Genomic DNA, 23,698 nt, shown 5'->3' with positions numbered 1-23,698 from the left:
CAGAAAAGGTATTGATTTTATTTAAGTTTTTAAAGCTAATTTCCACCACTCGATAACTGTCGATACTCATTTACCGCTTGTTGATGGTTGCTATAAGTAGTTGAAAAGGTATGCCCACCTGTTCCATTCGCAACAAAAAACAGATAATTAGTTTTAGCCGGATGCGCAGCTGCTTCGAGTGATGCTAGGCTCGGCATTGCAATTGGTGTTGGCGGAAGCCCCTCAATGACATAGGTATTATAAGGGTTTTGGGTATCGGTTAAATCAACCTTTCTAATGGTACCTTTATAGTTATCACCTAAACCGTAAATAATAGTTGGGTCAGTTTGTAACTTCATTTTGTTTTTTAGACGATTAACAAATACCGAAGCCACATTTGCCCGTTCAGAACTAATGCCGGTTTCTTTTTCAATTATTGATGCAATAATAAGTAACTCATAAGGAGATTGATATGGAAGATTGTTATCACGGTTATCCCAGATTTTTTGCAAGTTACTTTTCATGATCATATGCGCACGTTTTAATATATTAATATCTAAAGTGTCTGCAGTATAAAGGTAAGTGTCCGGCGATAACCACCCTTCAATCGATCCTTCAATACCTAATAACTTAGCAATTTCGTCCTCTGTTTTACCAGCTAAGGTTTGTTGAATATACGGGGTAGTTTGAATAACATTTAACCAATCTTTAGCGCGTTTACCTTCGACAAATTGGATCGAAAAATTGCTCTCTTTGCCTGATACCAACAATTGCAAAAATTCTTCAACAGTCATATGTGGATGCAATTGATAAGTTCCTGCTTTAATGGATCTTAACGATGGATTTAATTTACACAAATAAGGGAGCAAATATGCGCTTTCGACTAATTTGCTTTCTTTAACTTGCTCAACTAATTGATGCATAGATGTGCCTTTTTTCAAAACAAACATTTGATTTTCGGCAGTGACTTGCATTTGCTGTGTGGAAAACTGCTGTAAAAAATAATAACCAATACTGAACGAACCACCCACAATTAAGATCAGGGTGAATAGAGTGTATAAAAATATCTTTTTAATCATAACTTATTTATCTAATATAATGAATTTTTGCGCGTGAAGTTAAGCGCGTTATTAATTCGTAAGCACTAATACCTGTGTGCTTAGCGATTTCTTCAACGGGGAGTTCTGGTCCCCAAAATATGACTTCGTCACCGGGTTTTTCAAGGCTGTTGATGCCCAAATCAACCACAATCATATCCATTGAAACTCGGCCAACAATAGGCACTTTACGGCCATTAATCAAAACGGGGGTATTTTGCGGAATGTTGCGTGGATAGCCGTCACCATAGCCCATCGCAACGACACCTAATTGAGTCTCTTGCAAACTACACCAAGTCTGACCATAACCAACCGATTCGCCTTGTTTATGCTTTCGCACTGCGATTAATTCGGATTTAAATGTCATGGCGGGCTGTAGCTCGGCAATTGGTGCATCAAAAGGCGAAACACCATACAAAGCAATGCCTGGACGCACAACATCACGCTGAGCCAGCGGCCAAGCCAAAGTGCCACCCGATGCGGCAATCGAACATTTGCCTATTAGTGATTTATCGTCAATTGAAGCAATAAACTGATCAAAGCATTCAATTTGCTTTAACGTTTGCTTTGAAGTGAGATCGTCAGCCGAACTAAAATGACTCATAATATTAATCGGTTTACAAACGACAGAACAGTTAGCTAAACGATAAAACTCATCTTTAGCTTCATCAAGACAAAAACCTAACCTATGCATACCAGTATCGATTTTAAACCATGTAATAATTTGATTTTCAAGCGGTGATGATTGCAGCACATCGATTTGCCATTTGCTATGAATAGCAGGTTGAACATTAAAATTAATCAAATCCCACATATCATCATGCGGAAAGAATCCTTCCAAAGCCACAATAGGCGTATTAATACCTATATTTCGCAATTGTATTGCCTCGGCAAGCCGCGAAACGCCAAAATAATCCACCTTATCGGCTAATAGCTGTGCAATTTGCTCAATACCATGGGAATAAGCATTGGCTTTAATAATTGCAACCAGCTGACTGTCAGGGGCTATTTTTTTGAGGTATTCAAGATTATGAATAACTGCTTGACGATTGACTTCAACAACTGCGATAGACATTTCTTGGATCCAAACTCTTATCAAAAGATTATTTTAAATTCTGTTTTCAATAATAACAAATTTTTCTTAGTATACAAATCAGTTGAAATTTTATACAATTTTAAACATAAGTATTTTAATGAAATAAATTAACTAAATTGTAATATCAACTTTATGGTAATTGATCATAAATTTTGTGCTTTACCACATAAAAATCGTTAACAATAAGTTATTTGTTCACCAAATTCTTATAAAGATGCCTAAAGGCCATCAATGGATGATAGATGATCATCCTTGGACCGGCATAGCGCATAACTTGTTTTATTTTTTGTTTATAATCCTTACGATAACAATGTTTTGGACAACGCTCACACGTCGTTTTGGCTTCACCAAAACGACACATTGTTAGACGTTGCATAGCATATTGCAATAGATCATTGCATTCATTACATAACTGGTGGCCTGAGGTGTGATGATTTTGGTTGCAATATAAATAGATCATTGCACTCACTGTTGCTTTTTCTTGCTGTATTTTAGGACCAGTATTGTTTGCAACCATAATCACATACAAGTTAATAAAGAAAGTGGTAAAATAAAATATATTCCACTATACCACAAGGATTTGTTGTCATGACAAGAATTATCAATAAAGATACGACGGTTTGTATGTCCCTTTCGGCCCGACCAAGCAATTTCGGTACTCGATTTCATAATTACCTGTATGAAAAACTCGATCTTAATTACTTATATAAAGCCTTTACTACCAATAATTTAAAAGATGCAATTTATGGCATTAAAGCCTTAGCGATTCGAGGTTGCGCCATTTCAATGCCTTATAAAGAAGCTTGCATAGAATTTATTGATGAATTAGATGACTCGGTAAAATCTATTCAATCAGTCAATACTATTGTTAACACCAATCATCATTTAAAAGCCTATAATACTGATTATATTGCAGTTGCTAAGCTCATTACAGAAAATAAAATCGATAATACAACGCCATTTGTGTTAAAAGGCAGCGGCGGTATGGCTAATGCGGTGATTGGTGCTTTTTATGATGCAGGATTTAAAAATGGCATTATTGCCGCACGTAACCAAGCAAAAGGCGAAGCGTTAGCCAAACGCTACGGTTACAAATGGGTCAAAGATGAACAAGACATATTGCCAAAGCAAGCCAAACTAATTATTAATGTGACCCCAATTGGTATGCATGGAGGCATTGAAGCAGAAGAGCTCGCATTCCCCTCAACCATGATAGAAAATGCTGATATTGTGTTTGATGTGGTTGCATTACCCGTTGAAACACCAATGATAAAATATGCCCAAAAGCTAAACAAAACCATTATTTCAGGTGCCGATGTCGCGGTGATTCAAGCTCTTGAACAATTTGTGTTATATACGGGTGTAACACCCAGCGAAGAATTGGTGAAACAAGCAGGTGAATTTGCAAGGCAAGGCTAAATAGTGTTATTCATTCCACCGAGTATATCGGTGGAATGAATAACAAATAGGTTATTGCATCACCTGATGTAATTTGTTATATACAGCTAATAATTTTTGATGCATAGCAAATTGCTCTAAATTATCATTATTCGCTTTATCGGCTGTAGCAGAATCTGCCAAGCCAAAAAATGTTTTTTCGCCATTGGCGTATTGCCACATATCGTCAACACAAGCTTGACCATACATTTTATTAAATGCAGTTTGATAGTTGTTAAACTGTTTTTTGTCACGTTGCAAAATAAAGTTAACTAGCGTTTGCAAGCAACGATAAGCATGATTGCGTTCTGGGGTAAATATAGACTCATTCATTTCAACCGTCCAATCAATCCACTGTTGTGCTTGCACTAAGTCTTTACCTGCCAATGCCAACATTGCTTTTAATTCACCAACGCGCAGTGTAAGCCAAGCATTATCGTTACCGGTTGCAATGCCAAGTAGTTCGCGAACGCGTGCATAATCATCAAGACCTTCATCATCAAGCTGTTCAATAATGGCTAGGTACTGTTTGGCAGTGCGTTTTTGATAAGGTAATGACAAAATAAGATCACGCAGACCAATTGCCATATTGCTATTGGCAATTAAAAGATCTTCAGGGGGATAAATTTCCGACATGCCAACGGCCAAAATTCGACAAGCATAAACTCCAAGATGCTCATAGTCCATAATTAACACTTCGGTGTTGTGACGGGTAAAAATAGCCATTAAATTAGCAAATTCTTGCTCAGTCGTGCCCGAAAAATCCCAATCGACAAATTCATAATCAGCTTTCTCATTAAATAGATCCCATGAAATCAAACCGCTTGAATCAATAAAATGTGTTTCTAAATTGCTAAGATCAGCAATATCATCATTATCAAAACTTGGTGGTGAAAATACATCCAAATCTTTTAAACTACGCCCTTGCAATAATTCTGTCACAGTTCGTTCAAGTGCAACGCCAAAATTTGGATGTGCACCAAACGAGGCATAACATGTTCCATTTTGCGGATTAAACAACACCACACAAATAACCGGAAACTCACCGCCTAATGAAGCATCAAAACAATAAAGTGGAAAGCCTTCGCTTTCAAGCGCATCAATGGCTGCCAAAACCGCTGGATAGCGATAAATAACCTCGGTTGGAATAATCGGTAAGCTAATAGCCTCGGCAATAATTTTATTTTTGGTATAACGTTCAAAAATTTCCGATAACCCTTGTACTCGCGCTTCATTACGGGTATTTCCTGCTGACATACCATTAGATGCATATAAATTAGCAATTAAATTAACAGGCACATAGACCGTTTGCTTGTCAGACTGTTGCTCAAACGGTAATGCGCAAATGCCTCGCTCGCCATTACTTGATTGTAAATCAATTAAATCAGTTGCACTTAACTCATGATCGGGATCATAAAATTTAAGTAGTTTTTGAGATAATAACCCTTTAGGGAGGGAATTATCTTCAGGAATAGAAAACCATTTTTCGGACGGATAATGCACAAAATCAGCATTTGCAGCCTTTTTACCTAAATGAAAATCTGAAAAAAAGTAATTGGTTGATAATCGCTCAAAATACTCTCCCAAGGCCGATGCTAACGCCGCTTTTTTGCTTGCACCTTTACCATTAGCAAAACAGAGTGGACACTTTGTATTTTGAATATGCACTGACCACACATTAGGCACAGGGTTGAGCCAAGAAGCTTCTTTCACTTCTAAATCATATTTTGCTAATTGTTGCTGAAAATAGTTAATGGAATCTTCAAGGGCAGCATCTTTGCCTGGAATATAAGTTTTCATAAGTTAATCTCAAAATAATTTCATGTTATAATTGTTGCGCTTTACCGCTTTCAAGAATTTATCACTTTATACGCAAATATAAAAAAATAGAAGTAATAAAATTAATCCACCTAAATAAGGAAATAAAATGAACAAAAAAATAGATTTTAAAGATCTTACCATTAAAGATTTTTTCTTCTTTAATAAAATGTTAACACCTTCATTTATTACTATCGTGTATTGGATCACATTAGTTCTTATTGGCTTTAGTGCATTGACTATGATACTAGGTAGTTTTGCTTTATTTGCTTATAGTTTTACTATGGGTTTATTTACCTTTTTTACTGGCATTATTACCTTTATTGTAGGATTTGTTTCAACTCGTATTGGTTTTGAATTGATTTGTGTGCTATTTAATATTAATCACAATATTCAAAAATTAGCTAACGACAAAACAGATTCCGAAAAAACGGAAGAATTGTCTAACACCGATACTATTAATTAATAGTATCGATTCAACTATATAGTCAAAAAAGCGGGAACTAATTCCCGCATTTTTTTGCTTTTGTTGTAATCTATATTTTTAAATCAAAATAATCGGTTAACTAGCATTAAGCTCGCTAAGAGGCCATCTTGGTCTAACATTGATTGCTAAATCTGAATACTGCCTTGCTTTTAAATGAATCATCCCCGCGTAAGCAATCATGGCACCATTATCGGTACAAAATTCGAGTCGTGGATAATAAACTTGTCCTTTACGCTGACGCATCAGCTCAGTTAACCTATTACGCAGTGTTTGATTGGCGCTTACTCCACCTGCTATCACTAAATTTTTAAATCCTGTTTGATCAAGAGCTCGCCGCGATTTAATCACTAACGTATCAACCAAAGCATCTTCAAAGGCTCTAGCAATATCGGCTTGAGTCTGCGTATCAATCATATGATTATCACTATGTTGATGAATGATATTGGCAGCGGCTGTTTTAAGACCTGAAAAACTAAAATCCAGCCCAGGGCGATCAGTCATAGGCCGAGGAAAATGGAATCGAGCGCCATTACCCTGCTCAGCTAATTTCGACAATTTAGCTCCACCGGGATAATCCAAACCAAGCAATTTTGCTGTTTTATCAAAAGCTTCGCCTGCTGCATCGTCAATGGATTCACCGATAAGTTCATATTGACCAATACCTGTTACACTAATAAGCTGTGTATGTCCTCCCGAAACTAATAATGCAATAAAAGGAAATTCGGGCGGATTATCTTCAAGCATAGGAGCTAACAAATGCCCCTCCATATGATGGACTGCAACTGCGGGGACATCCCAAGCATAAGCCAGCGAACGACCAATCGATGCACCAACCATTAAAGCACCTATTAAGCCTGGACCTGCGGTATAAGCCACACCATCAATATCTGCTGGCAGCAAATTTGCTTCTTTTAATGCTGCTTGAATTAAGGGTACGGTTTTACGAATATGATCGCGTGATGCGAGCTCAGGCACTACACCACCATAATCAGCATGTAATTTAATTTGCGAATAAAGTTGATTGGCAAGCAAACCATTGGCATCATCATAAATAGCAACACCTGTTTCGTCGCATGAAGTTTCAATACCTAAAATCTTCATTAATGTTTACCTGCAAAATCGCTAAGGTCTTCTTCGCTCCAAAGATCTTGTTCGGTGATGTCTTTATCGGCAATGCGATGCTCTTCGGTTGCCCAATCGCCTAAATCAATAAGCTGGCAACGTTTGCTGCAAAATGGGCGGTATAAGCTATCTTTACTCCATAGAACTTGCTTTTGACAAGTTGGGCAATTGACATATGTAACGGTTTCTTTATTCATTGTGACTCTTTTTTTAAATAATTAGCATTTAACAGTACTAACAACACGCTAATTCAAATTCAATATCATCGGTATTCACGTTATTACAAGCATCAAGCGGTAAAAAGCGAATGCTATAGCGCGACATATGGCCAGACACTTGGGGATAGACATTTTTATCTAATGAAATCCGAATACGAATTAAATTAACATCACCATTGGTTTCTTGGAAAAAATTATTAGAACAAATAAATGGTTTAAATTCACCCATTTGTCTAATTAACTGCATATAGCATGTTAGAGATTTATCTAGAATTGACAGGTGTTGTAACCAATTTCCAACTTGAATGTTTCGCCTTTCTTGCGGAATTTTTAGCCATAAATGGAACGATGGCAAATCAAAACTACAACACCCACCAGGAATAGTTAAGCGTTGACGAATAGCAGTAATAAAACGGTCATCTTTCAATGGTTGTCCTAAGCGCGCTATCACATTAAATTGAGCTAAAAAATCATCAAATTGACGGATTAAGTCATTAAGCAAATCATAGTCCACACCATCAAAAGTTAACCATAAAATTAACTTTTGCTTTTGTGATTCAAGTTCTTTAATCAAATCACCTTTTACATCGTTACGTTCAATAATTTCTAACAACTCGGATAATGCATGAAAAAAAATCAACGCATTATTTTGATCTAAATGGCAATGCGTATTTAATTGATTTAATAAAAATTCAATACGAAGCCAAGTGCGCATTTTTTCGTTCAATGGATGTTCAAAAATAATATTACTCATCTATCTAAATCTTACAATTAAAGTTATCTAAATATTGTTGATGCAATAAATTAACCTGTGCAATTAGCGACTCCAAATTGTCATCATTGACAATAATATCATCCGCATAAGATAAACGCTTTTTTAAAGGCACTTGCGACAATATCATCTTTTTCGCTAATGATTCACTAATATTATCTCTTTTTACTAATCGCGCCAATTGTAGCGACTCAGGAGCATCGATGATCAGCACGCGATCAGCCAAATTATGCAAATTGTTTTCAATCAATAACGGCACAACCCAAATTACATAAGTTGTGCTTTGCATAGCAATTTGTTTTTGGGTTTCTTGTTGAATAATGGGATGCAACAGATGATTAAGCCAAAGTCGTTCATGGTCATTATTAAAAATGATCTCGCGCAGCTGACTGCGATCAAGCTCGCCATTAGCAAGCAAAATTTCTTGGCTAAAGTGCTTAACAATTTGGTTAAACGCATCGCTACCGACTTGTACAACTTGCCTTGCAATAAGGTCTGCATCAATAATAGGTACACCCAATTTGGCAAACAAATTGGCGATAGTACTTTTACCACTGGCAATACCGCCACTTAGTGCAACAACATAAGGCATAAGGCAAATTCCAATTCAACAAAAATAGGACATCATTATAACATATAAGTGGATTGATCATATAACGCAAAATACAGACAAAAACTTAACAATTAATGGGATATTTATTGGTAGTAAATTAGCAAACTTACTCACGCCAACGGAAAATTTATCGGCTACAGCCAAATAAATAGAACAAAACAGTTGTTTTATATCATTAGCTGTATATAATCACATATATATGTATATAAAAACAGGACAAAGTAATGAAACCGTTAACCGAACGTCAACAACAGATTTATGACTTAATTAAAGACAATATACAAACCACTGGCATGCCACCGACACGGGCTGAAATTGCCAAAAAGTTAGGATTTCGCTCTGCCAATGCGGCTGAAGAACATCTTAAAGCGCTTGCCAAAAAAGGCGCAATCGAAATGATCGCCGGCTCGTCTCGCGGGATTCGTCTTTTACTTGAAAACCAAACTGAGCAAAACGAGCTTGAAGGTTTACCCCTAATTGGACAAGTCGCTGCTGGATCGCCAATCTTAGCGCAAGAACACATCGAAAGTCATTATCAAGTTGATCCGTCACTATTTAAACCCCATGCCGATTTTTTACTAAGAGTACATGGTATGTCAATGAAAGACATTGGTATATTAGACGGCGACCTATTAGCGGTACATAAAACCCAAGACGTTAAAAATGGTCAAGTCGTTGTTGCCCGTATTGACGACGAAGTTACCGTCAAACGTTTATCGCGCAAAGGTAAACATGTTCACCTGCTTGCAGAAAACAGCGAGTTTTCTCCCATTGAAGTCGATTTAGAACAACAAAATTTTGCTATTGAAGGGCTTGCCGTTGGCATTATTCGTAACGGTTCTTGGATGTAATAATGTAGATGTATAAACAAAGATGGTATAGAATAGTAAACACTAAAAAGTAGGAGATTACTATGTGGCTATTTTGGTTATACGAAGGTTTAGCATTTGTTGCAATCATATTGCTCGTTTTTGGATATTGCCGTTTTAGGGGAGTTGGTTTTTGGTCCCTCATTTGGAAATATTTAAAATGGTTCTCTTTAGCTGTGCTTATTGTGTGGTTAGCCATTGCAATTCTTTGTCGAGTTGACTTATATAACGCTGCTCACTGCTATTTTAGAGGTGAAAGTATGCATGCAAACACCAAATATTCTATCTTTTTAGGTGAGTGCCAAGTTGAAACGCCTAGCGGCAGTTATGTTCCTATTGAACGAGCTAGAGCATTACCAGGTTCAAGTAACCATGATCACGATGATGGCAACAGTGACTCAGGCACTACAAGTGAATTCTATCCTGTAAATTAACGTATTTAAAAATAAATAGAACAATCAAAATCCGGCAAATGTTATCACAATTGTCGGATTTTAATTTTTTTAATTGATAAATAAAAACCTAAATGATGAATTGAAAGTGGATAAATCAGCAAATAACCAAAAGTTATTCATTGTGTTACTCATTAACTTTCTGAAAAGCCAAACAACGCTGTTCTAACTTTTTAAAACCAAAAATTAATGTAAAGCTCACACAAAGATAAATCACCGCCGCAATGCCAAAGGCATGAAAGGGTTGATACGTTTCTGCATAAATATCGCGTGCAATCTTCATTACATCGGGTACAGTGACCGTAAAAGCAAGCGCCGTTGAATGCAGCATAAAAATCACCTCGTTACTATAAGCCGGCAGAGCAATACGAAACGCTCTTGGCAAAATAATATAACGATATAACTGAAAACGGTTAAGCCCAAGTGCAGTTGCAGCTTGAACTTCGCCATTAGGTATATTACGCATGGCACCAGCAAAAACTTCAGTAGTATAAGCGCAGGTATTTAAAGTAAAGGCTAACACCGTGCAATTTAAACCACTTTGAAAAAAGTCACCCAGCCAAGCATGATTTTTAACCACACTCAATGTATAAATGCCAGTATAAATAATCAGCAACTGCACATATAAAGGCGTGCCACGAAAAATATAAGTAAACAGCCAAATGGGTAATTTAATCAGCTTATTTTGCGAATTTCGCCCTACTGCTAACCCTAGCGACAAAACGCCACCTATTACAACTGATAAAATCAAAATCCACAGCGTCATCGCCAGACCAGTAATATTATAACCATCGGTCCATAATAGTGATTGCCAATATTGTTGAATAATTTCTAGCATGAGTTCTTATAACTTAGTTTTGATTGTGCCAATGGAATAACGCCGTTCCAGCCACCATAACACGATATTCGATATTGACGTAAAAAACAGGTAAAATGCCCCTGCGATTAAGGCAAATAATAAAGGTTGATACAAGGCTTCGCCTGCGTTTTTCGTGGCTTTAACTAAATCCGATAACCCCAGTAACGACACCAATGCCGTGGCCTTTAACACCACTAACCAATTATTCGCAATGCCCGGCAAGGCAAACCGCATCATTAAAGGAAACATCACATAACGAAACACTTGGACTTTACTAAGCCCAAGAGCCGTTGCTGCCGCCAACGTATTTTTAGACACAGCAAGATAAGCCCCTCGAAAGGTCTCGGTAAAATAGGCGCCGTAAATAAAGCCTAAGGTAAAAATACCGGCCATTAATGGATTCACTTCAATAAAAGAGGCGTTAAAATAATCGGTAATATTATTAACCAAAAACTGCAAACCAAAAAATATCAGCATCATCAGCACTAAATCAGGCACACCACGAATTAACGACGTATAAGCCTGACAAAGCAGATTACACACTTTAGAATCAGCCAACTTGCCCAGCGCACAAACAATGCCAAGTAGCATAGCTAACAGCAACGATGCTAGTGCTAAAATAATGGTTAGCCATGCCCCTTGGCAAATTAACGAAATATAACCTTGCATGGTTTATTTTTTATTACCATACACATTAAAATCAAAGTACTTATCATTGATTTTTTGGTAAGTGCCATCAGCTAAAATCGCTTTTAACGCTTGATTAAAGGCTTCGCGTAATTCATTATCATTTTTACGAAAACCAAGCCCCACCCCCACATCAAAATAGTTAGCATCTTTCAATTCATCGCCAGCAAAAACAAAACCTTTACCTTGTGGCTGCTTTAAAAAGGCATAACTACCAGTAACTTCGTCTTGCAATGCCGCATCTAAACGACCAGCCACTAAATCCGAAAACACCTGCAACTGATTTTGGTAAGGAACAATCACCACTCCATTAGGGCGCCACACCTCGTTGGCAAAATGTTCTTGCGATGTCCCCTGCTCAACACCAACACGCTTACCCTTTAGCGATTCGGCATTAGGCATTAAATTTGCACCTTCCTTAACAATCAAACGCGAATAAGTCATAAAGATTTCATCAGAAAACGCAATCTGCTTTTTACGTTTTTCAGTCATCATAAGCGAAGAGGAAATCATATCGATCTTTCTTGATAATAACGAAGGAATTAACGCATCAAAATCGGTAGATTGGAAGGTGCATTTAATGTTAGCTTTTTCACATAAAGCCTTAGTAATTTCAATATTAAATCCTGTAATATTACCGTTAGCATCAATAAAATCAAAAGGTGCATAAGATGTATCCGACCCAACTTTAATCGATTCAGGCAACGTGGCATAACTTGTTGTAGATAAGCTTAAACACCCAAAAATGGCTAATACTTTTAATAAATTCTTCATGATTTATCTTCCTTCGTTTTTAGCTAAAGGGATAATATAGCGCGTTATGCTGTATTTTTATAATAAAAAAAAGTTATTATTGTTGTCCAAAAAATTAAAATTACTTAACTGCAAACACAAAAATAAAGTTTTATTTGCCAGTTAAAATAAGACTTTTTAATCGCAAAAAACATCAATAAAATCAACACCTTTCCTGAACGATTTTTGTGCAATTCTTTATTCCTATAAAACGTAGCTGAAAACGTTATCAATGCGGTGATTTTTGCGACTTAGCATATTTTCAATAATTCAACCACACAAAAAATCTAAATTAAAACACGCCCTTCGATTTGCGACCCTCTGCTTATAGCTGTTATAATTCCCCTCATCTTTCAACTTAGGATCACCTTTATGTACACCATTTACGGCATAAAAAACTGCAATACAATGAAAAAGGCCTTTACTTGGCTTGATGAACATCACATCAATTATCAATTTCATAATTATAAAACTGATGGGTTGTCAGAAGCACTTTTAGATACATTTTTGCAATTGGTGGACTGGCAAAGTTTGCTTAATACTCGCGGTACAACTTGGCGCAAGCTAGATGAGTCTGTCCGTGCACAAATAGATAACGAACAAGCCGCTAAAAAGATTATGCTAGCCAATCCATCGATTTTAAAACGCCCCTTACTAATTGATGAAAAGCGAGCTTTATTAGGATTTTCAGATCAACATTATTCACAATTTACATCGCAATCTAAATAAAATCGAGACCATTATGAATGAACCTGTTATTGCGCTAACCAAAGCACTCATTGCTGAAAAATCGATAAGCCCTGACGACAAAAACTGCCAAAAACTTATTATTGAACGATTAAAACCACTCGGTTTTATTATTGAAGAAGTCAATATTGGGCAAACCAAGAACTTATGGGCCTATCATGGCGATGCTACCGGCAAAACTTTGATGTTTGCTGGCCATACTGATGTCGTACCAGCAGGTGATGAAAGCAAATGGCTTTATCCGCCATTTTCACCAACGATTGATGAAAATGGCATACTTTATGGTCGTGGTGCATCGGATATGAAAAGTGGCGTTGCTGCCATGATTTGTGCGGCAGAGGATTTTGTTAAACAACATCCTAATCACACTGGGCGCGTCGCCTTTTTAATCACATCAGATGAAGAAGCCGATGCAAGCGATGGCACGGTTAAGGTGGTTGATTTGCTCATCAAACGCCAAGAGCGTATTGATTATTGCATTGTGGGCGAACCATCAAGCGATGTAGTACTTGGCGATCAGATTAAAAACGGACGCCGCGGTTCACTAACTGCCAATTTAGTTGTGCATGGCATTCAAGGTCATGTGGCTTACCCTCATCTTGCTGATAACCCTGTGCATCGTTTTGCACCTGCGTTAAATGAACTGGTTAGCACCGTTTGGGATGAAGGCAATCAGTACTTCCCACAAACGACGATGCAAATAGCCAATATTAATGGTGGCACAGGAGCTGAAAACGTCGTGCCGGGTGAGCTTCGTGTACAATTTAACTTCCGTTATAGTAGCGAATTGACAGACGCAGATATTAAAACACGCGTTGAGCAGATTTTACAAAAATATAATGTAAACTATACCTTAACTTGGCGGTTATCAGGCCATCCATTTTTAACACCACAAGGCGATTTAACCAACGCGGCTGCTAGCGCTATTAAGGAATTTACCGACATTGATACCAAACTATCTACCAGTGGCGGCACATCTGACGGACGCTTTATTGCAAAAATGGGATGCCAAGTGATCGAGCTTGGAGTACTTAACAAAACCATCCATAAAGTGAACGAAAATGCCAATTGCCAAGATATTATTACCTTAACCGCAATTTATCACCGCATTTTAGAGAAACTGCTGTTAGTATAGTATTGTTAGCATTGCGTTATTGGCATGGATGATTGCTATAATTGGATGATTCCAATTTTAACTTAAAGGGGAATACGATGGAGTGGCTCAAAGATTATTGGTGGATAATTGTTGTTATTTTAATTGGGATTTTTATTAATACCATTAAAGCACTGAACCGACTGAGTTATAAATCGTATCTTGAAAAAAAGAAAGGGATAAAATCTATCCCTTATCAAGATGACGAAGATGATGATTGGCCATCAACAAATTCAACTAAAAAAAAGTAGCACTCCCCTTAACGAAATTCTTGGCTACCGCTGTCAAATAGTGCTTGATGACGGTAGCGGTCAACCCACATTGCTGTTGCGCCACACACGGCAATAGGCATAATAATTAAATTAAACAAGGGTACCATGGTAAAAAAACTAACCAATATACCAAAAATTAAATTATCAGCTTTATCTTGTTTAAGTAATTCACACATACGTTGAAAAGTGATTTTGTGGTTATCAAAAGCATAATCGGCATATTGGATATTAATTTGCCAAGCCGTAAATAAAAACCAAATCACAGGCGTTACTGATTGCCCAATAACAGGAATAAAATAGGTCAACAGTATCGGAATGGCCCATAATAAATAATTAATCAATTTTTGAAATTCGCGACCAAAAATCCGTGGAAGATCTTTAATGATGCTCATCCACGATGTATCAACTGCTGGCATCCCTGTTAACCGTGCTTCGACTTGTTCAGCCAATAAACCATTAAAAGGTGCGGCAATGATATTTGCCACCGTACTAAAAAAATAACAAAACAAAATTACCAGCATTAAAATCACAATAAAAACTATAATATAGCCCAACCAATGCAACCAACCTGGCACATACGATAATCCCCAATCCACCATGCCAGTAATAGCAGTAAAAAACCAATAAAATAGTGCCGACATAACTACAATATTGGCAATTAATGGTAAAAAAACAAATCGCTTAATCCCTGGACTAAACGCCAAAGACCAACCTTTAAAAAAGTATTCAATTCCTGTTGTGGGTTGACGTTTTGGATTATGGTTGCCTGATTGGTTGTATGTTTGATTTTGCGAATAGCGATGTTGCATCTGATTTTCTAATTTATTATGCATCACATTCAGTTCCTTTTAAATTAAAACGAATTGAGTTAAAACAAATTCAGTCAAAACATGATGACTATTGTAAACATACCGCTTGATAACCTGCAATGGTGATCAGCTATCTTTACTGACTATTTCGGAAAATATTGCATTACTAGCCTGCTTTGCTAACCATGTTTTAACTTCATGTTTAACAGCTTGCATTAATGCATTTTTACCTGCAAGTTGGTATGAATCAATAACTAAAGGCTGATTATTTTTGCTTTTTAACAGTGCGGATAAAACAGGAAAAGAGGATACTTGAGATGATTGTTGGTGTATTTGTATATACCTATTTAATCGACATAATGCAGCATAACTGGCTTCGAATGGCCGATGATAGTGAGCAAATCCAGTAAGTTCGTCTAAATCATTGACATCTAAATCTAATGATAATAGCCAACCGCCATCACTGATAATCATATCGTTAAACGGTAAATCAATGATATCTTTTAGCCAATAGGCGTTACGTTGTAGTTTTTGTTTTAATTTATAGGTTAACAGATCCCCAGATCGGGTGATTGGTTTAAGCGCCATAACCGAATAACTGCCACTACTTGCCTGTTTATGGCTACTAACATGAACCAAAACAAAACCACAAGCCGTCCAAAATTGATAATTAGACAGGCTATAAGCAAAACTGACTGACACAAAATCGCTATTCTGCATTTTGGCATGATCACAAATCGTCTGCACCAGTTGTTTCGCGATATGTTGCCGTCGATAAGCCTTCATAACCGCAATGCGGTTAATGCGAACCGAGCGCAACTTAGCCGCTAACCGTTCACCAGCATGAGCAACGAGAGATTGCGCCACTAAATTGCCTTTAGGGCGGCGTGTTCCTTGCCATACTTGGGTTATTAGGTTATCAGGCAAATTCCCCTCGGTAAGTGTAATTGCCGCGGCAATTTGTTTATTGTCTATTGTTGCCTGCCAAACCGACAAATTTTGCGCATCAAACAGACGCCTTAAATCGATTAATGTGGTTTGATAGTGAGCCATTTTTAATAGATAAAAGATCGACCTTAAGGAATCAATATCATTGCGTTCAACCATTGAATATTGGGTTGATGATAGGCCTGTAACAGGGTTATCATCCTGCGTTAATAAACCATTAAGTAATAGCCTATCGCTAAATTGTTCTAGCATATCACCTGCCTGCCAACGAATGGGTGTGTGTAGATGAAAATATTGGCATGCTTTACCTGATAGCAATTTCAACAAAAAGCCCTGTCCAGTACCTTCATATCCGTCAACGGTGGTGGTCAACAATACCCGACAGTTATTTGCAATAGCCAGTTGTAGCAGTTTTTCGAGCATAGGTAACGGAATCATGGCTGCTTCGTCGATAATGAGATAATCAGCAAAATCAATCTTTGACTGCACAATTAATTCATCAGGTGCAAAAAATGGCGTATCAGGCTTAGCAAAAGCAAAAAAGTTCGTCAATGCTGATTTATTGGGCGCAGTCACAATACAACGCTGATAATGGCTAAACCGCCCAGCGAGTGCCGATTTACCCCGTCCGCGTTTAGCAACTAATACATTTATGGGCTTATTGCTGTTTAATAACTGTTTTAATATGCCTTGCTGTTCGACTAAATCACAAGAATCATCGCTCATCACTAGCAAAGATGATGTGACGGATATAGCGTTTTTTGGTAAAGATGTTGAATTGATTGACACACCAAATTCGGCCAAAGTTTGTATTAAATGTGCAACAAAATTAGGTACATTAATCGGATTTTGGCTTTCGTTCCAGCGCAAGCTATCTTGATCATACCAAGTGGACAGATCCTTGGGTAATAACAAAACCAACACACTACCTTTGACTAGCGTGCCAACCAGCATGGCAAAAGCATCAAGATTAAATCCTACCGTTGCATCAAAAATAGCATGCCGATACTGCTGACCCAATAATTGTTTGGTTTGATGGGGCTTGAGTGCATTGGCAATTAACGAACTAGGCAAACAATCAGGCTGATACGTAACAGTTACCCAATCGCCAACGCTTTGCTCAAGGGGAGAGCTCAATTGTTCAAATAATTGTGCACTTTCACCCTGTAACACCCATAGCATTCGGTTGCTGTTGGGATTGTGCATAAACTAACTTTTTCCAATTAATAGCGATAATATACCGGCAGCAATCAGTGGACCAACTGGAATGCCTTTGAAAAATGCAACACCAATTAGCGTGCCAATAATTAAGCCATTGATAATAGTAGGATGTGCACCAATGAGCGATATACCACGCGTGCCAAGCCACGAGACTAAAATACCCACCAAAATAGCCAATATAGATTGCCAAGTGGTAAACGATTTGACAATATCACTAATTTTTAACGATCCATCCGCCAATGGCACCATCATTGCGGCAGTTAAAATAACAATACCGATAGTTAAGCCATATTTATTTAAAAACGGGAAATAAGTGTCAAGTGGCGTTAATTTAAACAGTAACAATAACAGTACGGCAAATGTCACTGTGTTGTTGTGCGTCAAATAACACAGTGCCGCTAACCCCAAAAGAAGAAAAAAAGAGATATCAAACTGCGCAAACATTACAAAGGCACACCAATGCGTTTTGCCACTTCTTCATAAGCTTCAATCACTCCACCCAACCCTTGGCGGAAGCGGTCTTTGTCCATTTTTTTAAGTGTGGACTTTTCCCATAGGCGACAACCATCAGGTGAAAACTCATCACCTAAAGTAATTTCGCCTTTAAATAAACCAAATTCGAGTTTGTAATCGACCAAGATTAGCCCTGCTTTATCAAACAGATCAGTCAAAATGGTATTGATTTTAAAGCTGAGTTCTTTCATCTTGGCTAATTGCTCATCGCTAACCCAACCAAAAGCTTTACAGTGTGATTCGTTAACCATTGGATCGTGCAATGCATCATTTTTTAGAAATAATTCAAATGTAGGAGGATTTAAAACCTGACCTTCTTCAATCCCTAAACGTTTAACTAAAGATCCCGCTGCGCGATTGCGCACAACGCATTCAACAGGTACCATTTGCAGCTTTTTGACAAGCACTTCATTGTCAGATAATAAGGCATCAACCTGAGTTGGAATACCTGCTTCGTGCAATTTAGTCATAATAAAATAGTTAAATTTGTTATTCACCATGCCTTTACGATCTAACTGCTCAATGCGTAAACCATCAAATGCCGATGTATCATTACGAAACTCAAGAATTAATAAATCAGGATTTTCGGTGGTATATACCGTTTTTGCTTTACCACGATAAAGCTCAGCCAACTTTTTCATGTTTATAACCTTATATCAAATTACTTATAAATAATTAAGGAGCTATTCGCTCCTTAAATTCCAAGTTTATTCTTAATTTGCACCACTCACGGCTGTTGCTGGTTTTTTACTTTCGGTCTTCTCTTTTTCAGCATCTTTATCTTGTGCTTTTGGCGGCACTACACGCATTGAATCTGGTGCAACATCATCCATAATGTCATTAAACAAACCGACAACATAGCGTTGAACTTCAATTGGTTGTGAAGTTAAATCGTCAGTGCCACGAGTTAACGACGTGATCAAAATAGTGATTGTTTCGGTATCACCTAGTAATTGACGTTTAATTGAATAAGAAGCTTCAACCGCTTGCTCTTCATCCGCACGAATTATAAAAGCTTTATTGGTTTGAATAGCGTTGCTATCTTGGCTAGCAATTGAAATATTTCTTTTGCTTAAGCTATTGGGAATGCGTTCCCACACTTGATTACTTAATGGTGCATTAAAGGTAACTGAACCACTACTATAAACCGCAAAAGCATCTGGCACTGTTGGAATTGGTAAACTTGGTGGTCTAATATCCAATTGTTTGCCTAAACTGCCTTTAAGCTCGGTTTTATCAACATAAAAGTCACTTATTGCAGTTGGTACTGAAACACCTTCGGGAATGATTAACGATTTTAAAGAGGGAGATTGAAGATAATCTTCGTTACCTTCGACTTCGCGCTTAAAGTTCTGATCACTACCACAACCAGCAAGGAACAAAGAAGCCACAACGGACAAAATCGCCGTTTTTTTAAGGACATTACTTTTAAATAAGGTTCTGTTCAATGTATTATTTAACATAGATATCTGCTTTTTAATTAAAGGTTATACAAAACTATTACAGTAAATTTGCCTCTTTTAACGCTTGCTCAACCGCTGGAATTGACGAAGTGCTTAGCGATACCAGTGGTAACCGAATTGCTGCGCTTTGCATTAAACCTAATCTTGCGCAAGCCCATTTAGCTGGCGTTGGGTTGGGTTCAATAAATAAATTACGATGTAAAGTCATCAAAGTATCATTTAAACTGCGTGCTTCTTTAATTTGGTTATTAACTACAAGCTGACAAACAGTTGCAACGGCTTTAGGAGCTACATTGGCAGTGACCGAAATCACTCCATCGCCACCTAAAATCATAAAGTCTAAAAATGTTGAATCATCGCCACTCAATAATTTAAAATCAGGGCCGACCAATTTGCGCGTTGGATAAACTCTTGAAAGATCACCTGTTGCATCTTTTAACGCAACAATATTTTTGATCTTCGCTAAACGCCCAACGGTTTCAGGTTTAATATCACTACTAGTGCGCCCAGGTACGTTATATAAAATCTGTGGCAATGCAGTGCTTTCGGCAATGGCTTTAAAGTGTTGATACATGCCTTCTTGTGTTGGCTTATTATAATAAGGCGCAACAGTTAAGCAACCAACAACACCGATATTTTCAACCCGACTGGTTAATTCAATAGCTTCTTTCGTTGCGTTTGCACCAGTACCAGCAATAATAGCAATACGCCCATCGGCATAATCGATTGTTCGTTTTATAACATCGATATGCTCATGGTGATCAAGCGTAGCCGATTCGCCGGTGGTACCAACCGAAACAATACCCGATGTCCCATTAGCAATATGGTATTCAACCAATTTTTTTAAGCTTACGTGGTCAACGTTTCCTTTCGTATCCATGGGAGTAACAAGTGCAACCAGACTTCCTGTAAACATAAAATGACCTCTCACATAATCGGTTTATAACATAGGGTAAAGAATAAAAAATCTGCGAATAAGTATGCGATATTTCTAAGGTAAATTCAACTTTATGTTATGCTGGATTATCAATATCAATAAAAATAGCTTCAATGCCATAACTACTCACTAACCATTTCCCTAGTTTTTCAATACCATAACGCTCGGTTGCATGGTGTCCTGCCGCATAAAAGTTAATACCATATTCGCGCGCAATATGAATGGTGCGTTCTGACACTTCGCCAGTAAAAAAAGCATCCACGCCCATTTGCGCTGCTTGTTCAATATAATCTTGCCCACCACCACTGCACCACGCAATGCGCTTAATCACTTGCGGAGCGTTATCACCACAAAACAACACTTGCCGTTTATTATTATGTAACAGTTGCTCAAGCTGGTGTTTAAACTGTAAAGCTGTGAGTGGAGTATTTAGTGTGCCAGTAAAAAGTAAGTCGGTGATATCATTACGCTTATCGACCGAAATACCCAATAAATTAGCCAGTTCGATATTATTACCAAAAACGGGGTGACCATCTAACGGCAAGTGGTAACCATATAGATTAATATCGTTAGTTAATAGTGTTCTTATTCGTTGATATTTAATGCCAGTAATGGTTTGTACTTCGTTCTTCCAAAAATAGCCATGATGTACTAGCACGGCATCGGCTTGCAGTTCGACTGCTTTATCTAACAATAACTGGCAAGCGGTAACGCCTGTCACAATCTTATTGACTTGCATGCGCCCCTGCACTTGCAGTCCATTTGGTGCATAGTCCCGATAACGAGCAATTTGCAACTCGTTATTAATAATCTGCTCTAGTTCTAAGTGATGCATAATCTGCTCGGTTTTAAAATCATCAAAACATAGGGGGTTAATTATAATCGCTTTAGCCAATAAGCGCATCTACTCGTTTATCTTAATGTGATTTACATAAAACTTAGCGAAAATAGATTAACAACAAACGCTTAAAGCCAATACTAGGCGAACCGTTTAAAAACTGGCATAATAGCCTTTTTTGACAAATAAGATAAATTGTTGTGCCAAACGCCAAATTATGTGAACGCTTTCGTGGATTTTATCCCGTTGTCATTGACATTGAAACTTCAGGATTCGATTCAAAACTCAACGCCATTTTAGAAATCGCCGCCATCACCTTAAAAATGACACCCGACGGCTGGTTAGAGCCAGATCAAACCTTGCAATTTAATGTCACCCCATTTAACGGAGCTATTTTAGAGCCCGCTGCGCTCGCCTTCAACGGAATCGATCCTGACAATCCATTGCGCTCCGCCGTGGACGAAAGGCAAGCCTTAGACGAGATATTCAAAATGGTCAGAACAGGTATAAAAGACAGCAACTGCACGCGCGCGGTGATGGTTGCACATAATGCACACTTTGATCACAGCTTTCTTATGGCAGCGGCTGAGCGCTCAGGCATCAAGCGTAACCCTTTCCATCCATTTGCCACCTTTGACACGGCATCACTCAGTGGTCTGATTTTTGGGCAAACGGTGCTAGCCAAAGCTTGCCAAGTGGCACAAATCACCTTCGATCATAAACAAGCCCACAGCGCGCTATATGACACGCAAAAAACCGCCATACTTTTTTGTAAAATTGTGAATCGACTTAAATCGCTTGGGGGATGGCCTTTAGCAACTATAGATAGTGAAACAGAGACACAACAAGAACAAAACGATAACAGTGCGCAATAAACTAAAAACGAATAAACAGATAAAAACAATCGAAGATTAATTTACTCGTAATATAGCTCACACAAAAAAGCGCGCTCAAGTTGCGCGCTTAATTCATTGCTTAATTAAGATTTATGCTTTTCAGCAGTTTGCTTAATAAGCGTTTGCAATTCACCAGCTTGAAACATTTCTAACATAATATCACAGCCACCTACTAATTCGCCTTCCACCCATAATTGTGGAAACGTTGGCCAATTAGCAAATTTAGGCAATTCGGCACGAATATCAGGGTTTTGTAAAATATCAACATAAGCAAATGGCTCGCCACATTGCGACAAAACCTGCACCGCTTGAGCCGAAAAGCCACAACTTGGCAATCTTGGCGACCCTTTCATATATAAAATAATCGGGTTTTCAGCAATTTGTTTTTTGATTTTATCGAGTGTTGTCATTTCGGTTGTCATGCGATTTCCTTGGTAATTTATTGTAATAATGCAAGCTATTTTAACGCACAATTGGGCTTGTTCCTACTGCTATCTTATAACCGAATTGCTTAATGGAGGTTTTTAGAGCAATTTATGGAGGCGTTGTTTTTGTGAAAAAACAGCCATAAAAAAACTTAATAAAATCAATACCTTTTCTGACCGATTTTTGGAAAAAAAATCAGGCCTTTTTTTGTTTTGGTGAATAGGAGGGATTGGGTGCGGTGGTTTCGGACGTTTTGACCTTGGGTGAATAAAATAGCTACAGTGACCACGTCCGAGTTAGGGAATTAAAGCGAATTCCCTAACAACCCACGCTTTAGCTGCAGAATGAGGCCTGCAGCTGCCCGACGCCGCCGCTCGGTCTTAACGCACCGTTTGTGATACGTTCCCAACGCAGCACAAACTCGCCAAACATCCCTACCTCGCTCTGTTGTCGGCACATTCTGACGCCGGAATAAGACAAACAACATAACCATCGTTTTTGGGATGGGATATCGTGTTTTTATAAGGCAATTTTTGTCAAAAAACAGCCAAAAAAACTTTAATAAAATCAATACCTTTCCTAACCGATTTTTGCTATGTTATTTTTATAGATTGCCGTATGGTTGTTTTTTAACTTTGTTTTGAGGGCCAAGTCAGTTGGTGTTTTTTGATATAACTAAAATCAAAAACCATTCGCACTCCAGTTGGGAAGTTGCAACCTAAGATGCGTATATCGCTGATTTAACAATATCCCCCTTACTTTCGTCCTTTTTATCAGCAAGCTTGCGTGACAATTTTAGGTTGAAAGCCTTGGGTAATGAATAAGTGCCGTGTTAGTAGTGCTCATTTTACTGTTAGGCATATTATGCCAAGCATTTAATAGATGCCATCAGTTGAATTAGCACCACTGTATTAAAGTACATAACAAACACTTATCCTGACCACCAACTGCTTGGTTATTCTTATTTATTTTAAGCTTAAGCCACCGCCAACCACGCTTTCAGCGTCGGCGGCGGGGGGGGGCGGCGCGATTGTAGCTTCATCTCAACAACGCAACCCTAAGGGAAAATGCTCCCAACTTACGCGGGGGCTTTATTCTTTGTTAGATTATCCTCTATTTGCACCATAACCGCCCCCGCGGCCTAAGGATTAAGGAATAAGATATAAAAGCTAAGGTG

The 23,698-nt window shown here is 37.9% G+C and carries 27 protein-coding genes; 8 read left to right on the top strand and 19 right to left on the bottom strand.

Features of this window, described 5'->3' with window-relative positions; all coding sequences use genetic code 11:
* Positions 1–35: 35 nt before the first annotated feature.
* The 3 genes from mltG to ACYH9I_RS10380 all read right to left on the bottom strand — a co-directional run bounded on the left by mltG (position 36) and on the right by ACYH9I_RS10380 (position 2,689).
* On the bottom strand, positions 36–1,055 hold the full coding sequence (gene mltG / locus ACYH9I_RS10390) for an endolytic transglycosylase MltG (RefSeq protein ID WP_483560667.1): 1,020 nt from the start codon (positions 1,053–1,055) through the stop codon (positions 36–38).
* Positions 1,056–1,065: 10 nt separating this feature from the next.
* A complete protein-coding gene (gene alr / locus ACYH9I_RS10385) occupies positions 1,066–2,151 on the bottom strand; it encodes an alanine racemase (protein WP_483560658.1) in 1,086 nt (361 codons plus the stop codon).
* Between the two features lie 208 nt (positions 2,152–2,359).
* Complete coding sequence (locus tag ACYH9I_RS10380; RefSeq protein WP_483560657.1) at positions 2,360–2,689, bottom strand: nitrous oxide-stimulated promoter family protein; 330 nt, start codon at positions 2,687–2,689, stop codon at positions 2,360–2,362.
* Between the two features lie 71 nt (positions 2,690–2,760).
* Here ACYH9I_RS10380 and ACYH9I_RS10375 point away from each other — a divergent pair, with 71 nt between their 5' ends.
* A complete protein-coding gene (locus tag ACYH9I_RS10375; RefSeq protein WP_483560656.1) occupies positions 2,761–3,591 on the top strand; it encodes a shikimate 5-dehydrogenase in 831 nt (276 codons plus the stop codon).
* Positions 3,592–3,642: 51 nt separating this feature from the next.
* Here the strand turns inward: ACYH9I_RS10375 and ycaO are convergent, their stop codons facing one another.
* On the bottom strand, positions 3,643–5,409 hold the full coding sequence (gene ycaO, locus ACYH9I_RS10370; RefSeq protein ID WP_483560655.1) for a 30S ribosomal protein S12 methylthiotransferase accessory factor YcaO: 1,767 nt from the start codon (positions 5,407–5,409) through the stop codon (positions 3,643–3,645).
* A 127-nt stretch (positions 5,410–5,536) separates the two neighbouring features.
* Between ycaO and ACYH9I_RS10365 the strand changes: the two genes are divergently transcribed.
* Positions 5,537–5,893: a DUF4282 domain-containing protein gene (locus ACYH9I_RS10365; protein WP_483560654.1), complete on the top strand. Its 357-nt coding sequence runs from the start codon at positions 5,537–5,539 to the stop codon at positions 5,891–5,893.
* 96 nt (positions 5,894–5,989) lie between these two features.
* On the opposite strand, the gene tsaD is transcribed toward ACYH9I_RS10365, so the two are convergent.
* The 4 genes from tsaD to coaE are packed head-to-tail and all read right to left on the bottom strand — an operon-like array spanning position 5,990 to position 8,618.
* Positions 5,990–7,015, bottom strand: a complete 1,026-nt coding sequence (gene tsaD, locus ACYH9I_RS10360; RefSeq protein ID WP_483560653.1) for a tRNA (adenosine(37)-N6)-threonylcarbamoyltransferase complex transferase subunit TsaD — start codon at positions 7,013–7,015, stop codon at positions 5,990–5,992.
* On the bottom strand, positions 7,015–7,233 hold the full coding sequence (yacG, locus tag ACYH9I_RS10355) for a DNA gyrase inhibitor YacG (RefSeq protein WP_483560652.1): 219 nt from the start codon (positions 7,231–7,233) through the stop codon (positions 7,015–7,017). The genes tsaD and yacG overlap by 1 nt, the downstream gene beginning before the upstream one ends.
* A 37-nt stretch (positions 7,234–7,270) precedes the next feature.
* Positions 7,271–8,008 carry a cell division protein ZapD gene (gene zapD / locus ACYH9I_RS10350; RefSeq protein WP_483560651.1) on the bottom strand — a complete coding sequence of 246 codons (738 nt, stop codon included), beginning with the start codon at positions 8,006–8,008 and terminating at the stop codon, positions 7,271–7,273.
* A gap of 4 nt (positions 8,009–8,012) precedes the next feature.
* Positions 8,013–8,618 carry a dephospho-CoA kinase gene (gene coaE, locus ACYH9I_RS10345; RefSeq protein WP_483560650.1) on the bottom strand — a complete coding sequence of 202 codons (606 nt, stop codon included), beginning with the start codon at positions 8,616–8,618 and terminating at the stop codon, positions 8,013–8,015.
* Between the two features lie 245 nt (positions 8,619–8,863).
* On the opposite strand from coaE, the gene lexA reads away from it, so the two are divergent.
* Both lexA and ACYH9I_RS10335 read left to right on the top strand, forming a co-directional pair.
* Entirely contained in the window at positions 8,864–9,490 is a 627-nt protein-coding gene (gene lexA / locus ACYH9I_RS10340; protein ID WP_483560649.1) for a transcriptional repressor LexA, read from the top strand.
* A 62-nt stretch (positions 9,491–9,552) separates the two neighbouring features.
* The gene (locus ACYH9I_RS10335) at positions 9,553–9,942 is read left to right on the top strand and encodes a hypothetical protein (protein ID WP_483560648.1); all 390 of its coding nucleotides are present in this window, start codon (positions 9,553–9,555) and stop codon (positions 9,940–9,942) included.
* A gap of 145 nt (positions 9,943–10,087) precedes the next feature.
* Here ACYH9I_RS10335 and ACYH9I_RS10330 read toward each other — a convergent pair whose 3' ends face one another.
* The 3 genes from ACYH9I_RS10330 to ACYH9I_RS10320 are packed head-to-tail and all read right to left on the bottom strand — an operon-like array spanning position 10,088 to position 12,280.
* Positions 10,088–10,798, bottom strand: coding sequence for an ABC transporter permease (locus ACYH9I_RS10330; RefSeq protein WP_483560647.1), 711 nt, complete (start codon positions 10,796–10,798; stop codon positions 10,088–10,090).
* Positions 10,799–10,804: 6 nt separating this feature from the next.
* On the bottom strand, positions 10,805–11,488 hold the full coding sequence (locus ACYH9I_RS10325; protein ID WP_483560646.1) for an ABC transporter permease: 684 nt from the start codon (positions 11,486–11,488) through the stop codon (positions 10,805–10,807).
* Positions 11,489–11,491: 3 nt separating this feature from the next.
* Positions 11,492–12,280, bottom strand: coding sequence for a lysine/arginine/ornithine ABC transporter substrate-binding protein (locus ACYH9I_RS10320; protein ID WP_483560645.1), 789 nt, complete (start codon positions 12,278–12,280; stop codon positions 11,492–11,494).
* Between the two features lie 390 nt (positions 12,281–12,670).
* Here ACYH9I_RS10320 and ACYH9I_RS10315 point away from each other — a divergent pair, with 390 nt between their 5' ends.
* The 3 genes from ACYH9I_RS10315 to ACYH9I_RS10305 all read left to right on the top strand — a co-directional run bounded on the left by ACYH9I_RS10315 (position 12,671) and on the right by ACYH9I_RS10305 (position 14,449).
* Entirely contained in the window at positions 12,671–13,027 is a 357-nt protein-coding gene (locus ACYH9I_RS10315) for an ArsC family reductase (protein WP_483560644.1), read from the top strand.
* Between the two features lie 13 nt (positions 13,028–13,040).
* Entirely contained in the window at positions 13,041–14,180 is a 1,140-nt protein-coding gene (gene dapE, locus ACYH9I_RS10310) for a succinyl-diaminopimelate desuccinylase (protein WP_483560643.1), read from the top strand.
* Positions 14,181–14,257: 77 nt separating this feature from the next.
* Complete coding sequence (locus ACYH9I_RS10305) at positions 14,258–14,449, top strand: YpfN family protein (protein ID WP_483560642.1); 192 nt, start codon at positions 14,258–14,260, stop codon at positions 14,447–14,449.
* A gap of 8 nt (positions 14,450–14,457) precedes the next feature.
* On the opposite strand, the gene cysZ is transcribed toward ACYH9I_RS10305, so the two are convergent.
* The 7 genes from cysZ to ACYH9I_RS10270 all read right to left on the bottom strand — a co-directional run bounded on the left by cysZ (position 14,458) and on the right by ACYH9I_RS10270 (position 21,196).
* A complete protein-coding gene (cysZ, locus tag ACYH9I_RS10300) occupies positions 14,458–15,303 on the bottom strand; it encodes a sulfate transporter CysZ (protein WP_483560641.1) in 846 nt (281 codons plus the stop codon).
* A 102-nt stretch (positions 15,304–15,405) separates the two neighbouring features.
* Positions 15,406–17,433, bottom strand: coding sequence for a GNAT family N-acetyltransferase (locus ACYH9I_RS10295; RefSeq protein ID WP_483560640.1), 2,028 nt, complete (start codon positions 17,431–17,433; stop codon positions 15,406–15,408).
* 3 nt (positions 17,434–17,436) lie between these two features.
* Positions 17,437–17,892: a DUF441 domain-containing protein gene (locus ACYH9I_RS10290; RefSeq protein ID WP_483560639.1), complete on the bottom strand. Its 456-nt coding sequence runs from the start codon at positions 17,890–17,892 to the stop codon at positions 17,437–17,439.
* Positions 17,892–18,602 (bottom strand): phosphoribosylaminoimidazolesuccinocarboxamide synthase, encoded by a 711-nt coding sequence (gene purC, locus ACYH9I_RS10285; protein ID WP_483560638.1) that lies wholly within the window; start codon positions 18,600–18,602, stop codon positions 17,892–17,894. Before purC ends, ACYH9I_RS10290 begins: the two co-directional genes overlap by 1 nt.
* Positions 18,603–18,674: 72 nt before the next feature.
* Positions 18,675–19,424, bottom strand: a complete 750-nt coding sequence (bamC, locus tag ACYH9I_RS10280) for an outer membrane protein assembly factor BamC (RefSeq protein WP_483560637.1) — start codon at positions 19,422–19,424, stop codon at positions 18,675–18,677.
* Between the two features lie 37 nt (positions 19,425–19,461).
* Positions 19,462–20,340, bottom strand: coding sequence for a 4-hydroxy-tetrahydrodipicolinate synthase (gene dapA / locus ACYH9I_RS10275; protein ID WP_483560636.1), 879 nt, complete (start codon positions 20,338–20,340; stop codon positions 19,462–19,464).
* Positions 20,341–20,437: 97 nt separating this feature from the next.
* Positions 20,438–21,196 carry a Nif3-like dinuclear metal center hexameric protein gene (locus ACYH9I_RS10270; RefSeq protein WP_483560635.1) on the bottom strand — a complete coding sequence of 253 codons (759 nt, stop codon included), beginning with the start codon at positions 21,194–21,196 and terminating at the stop codon, positions 20,438–20,440.
* 203 nt (positions 21,197–21,399) lie between these two features.
* On the opposite strand from ACYH9I_RS10270, the gene rnt reads away from it, so the two are divergent.
* Entirely contained in the window at positions 21,400–22,074 is a 675-nt protein-coding gene (rnt, locus tag ACYH9I_RS10265) for a ribonuclease T (RefSeq protein WP_483560634.1), read from the top strand.
* A gap of 104 nt (positions 22,075–22,178) precedes the next feature.
* On the opposite strand, the gene ACYH9I_RS10260 is transcribed toward rnt, so the two are convergent.
* Positions 22,179–22,505: a Grx4 family monothiol glutaredoxin gene (locus ACYH9I_RS10260; protein ID WP_091350279.1), complete on the bottom strand. Its 327-nt coding sequence runs from the start codon at positions 22,503–22,505 to the stop codon at positions 22,179–22,181.
* Positions 22,506–23,698 lie beyond the last annotated feature (1,193 nt).

This window comes from Gilliamella sp. X-23 (genome assembly GCF_057063545.1).
The sequence above is the reverse complement of the archived record's forward strand: the minus strand, read 5'-3'. Positions and strand labels throughout refer to the sequence as shown.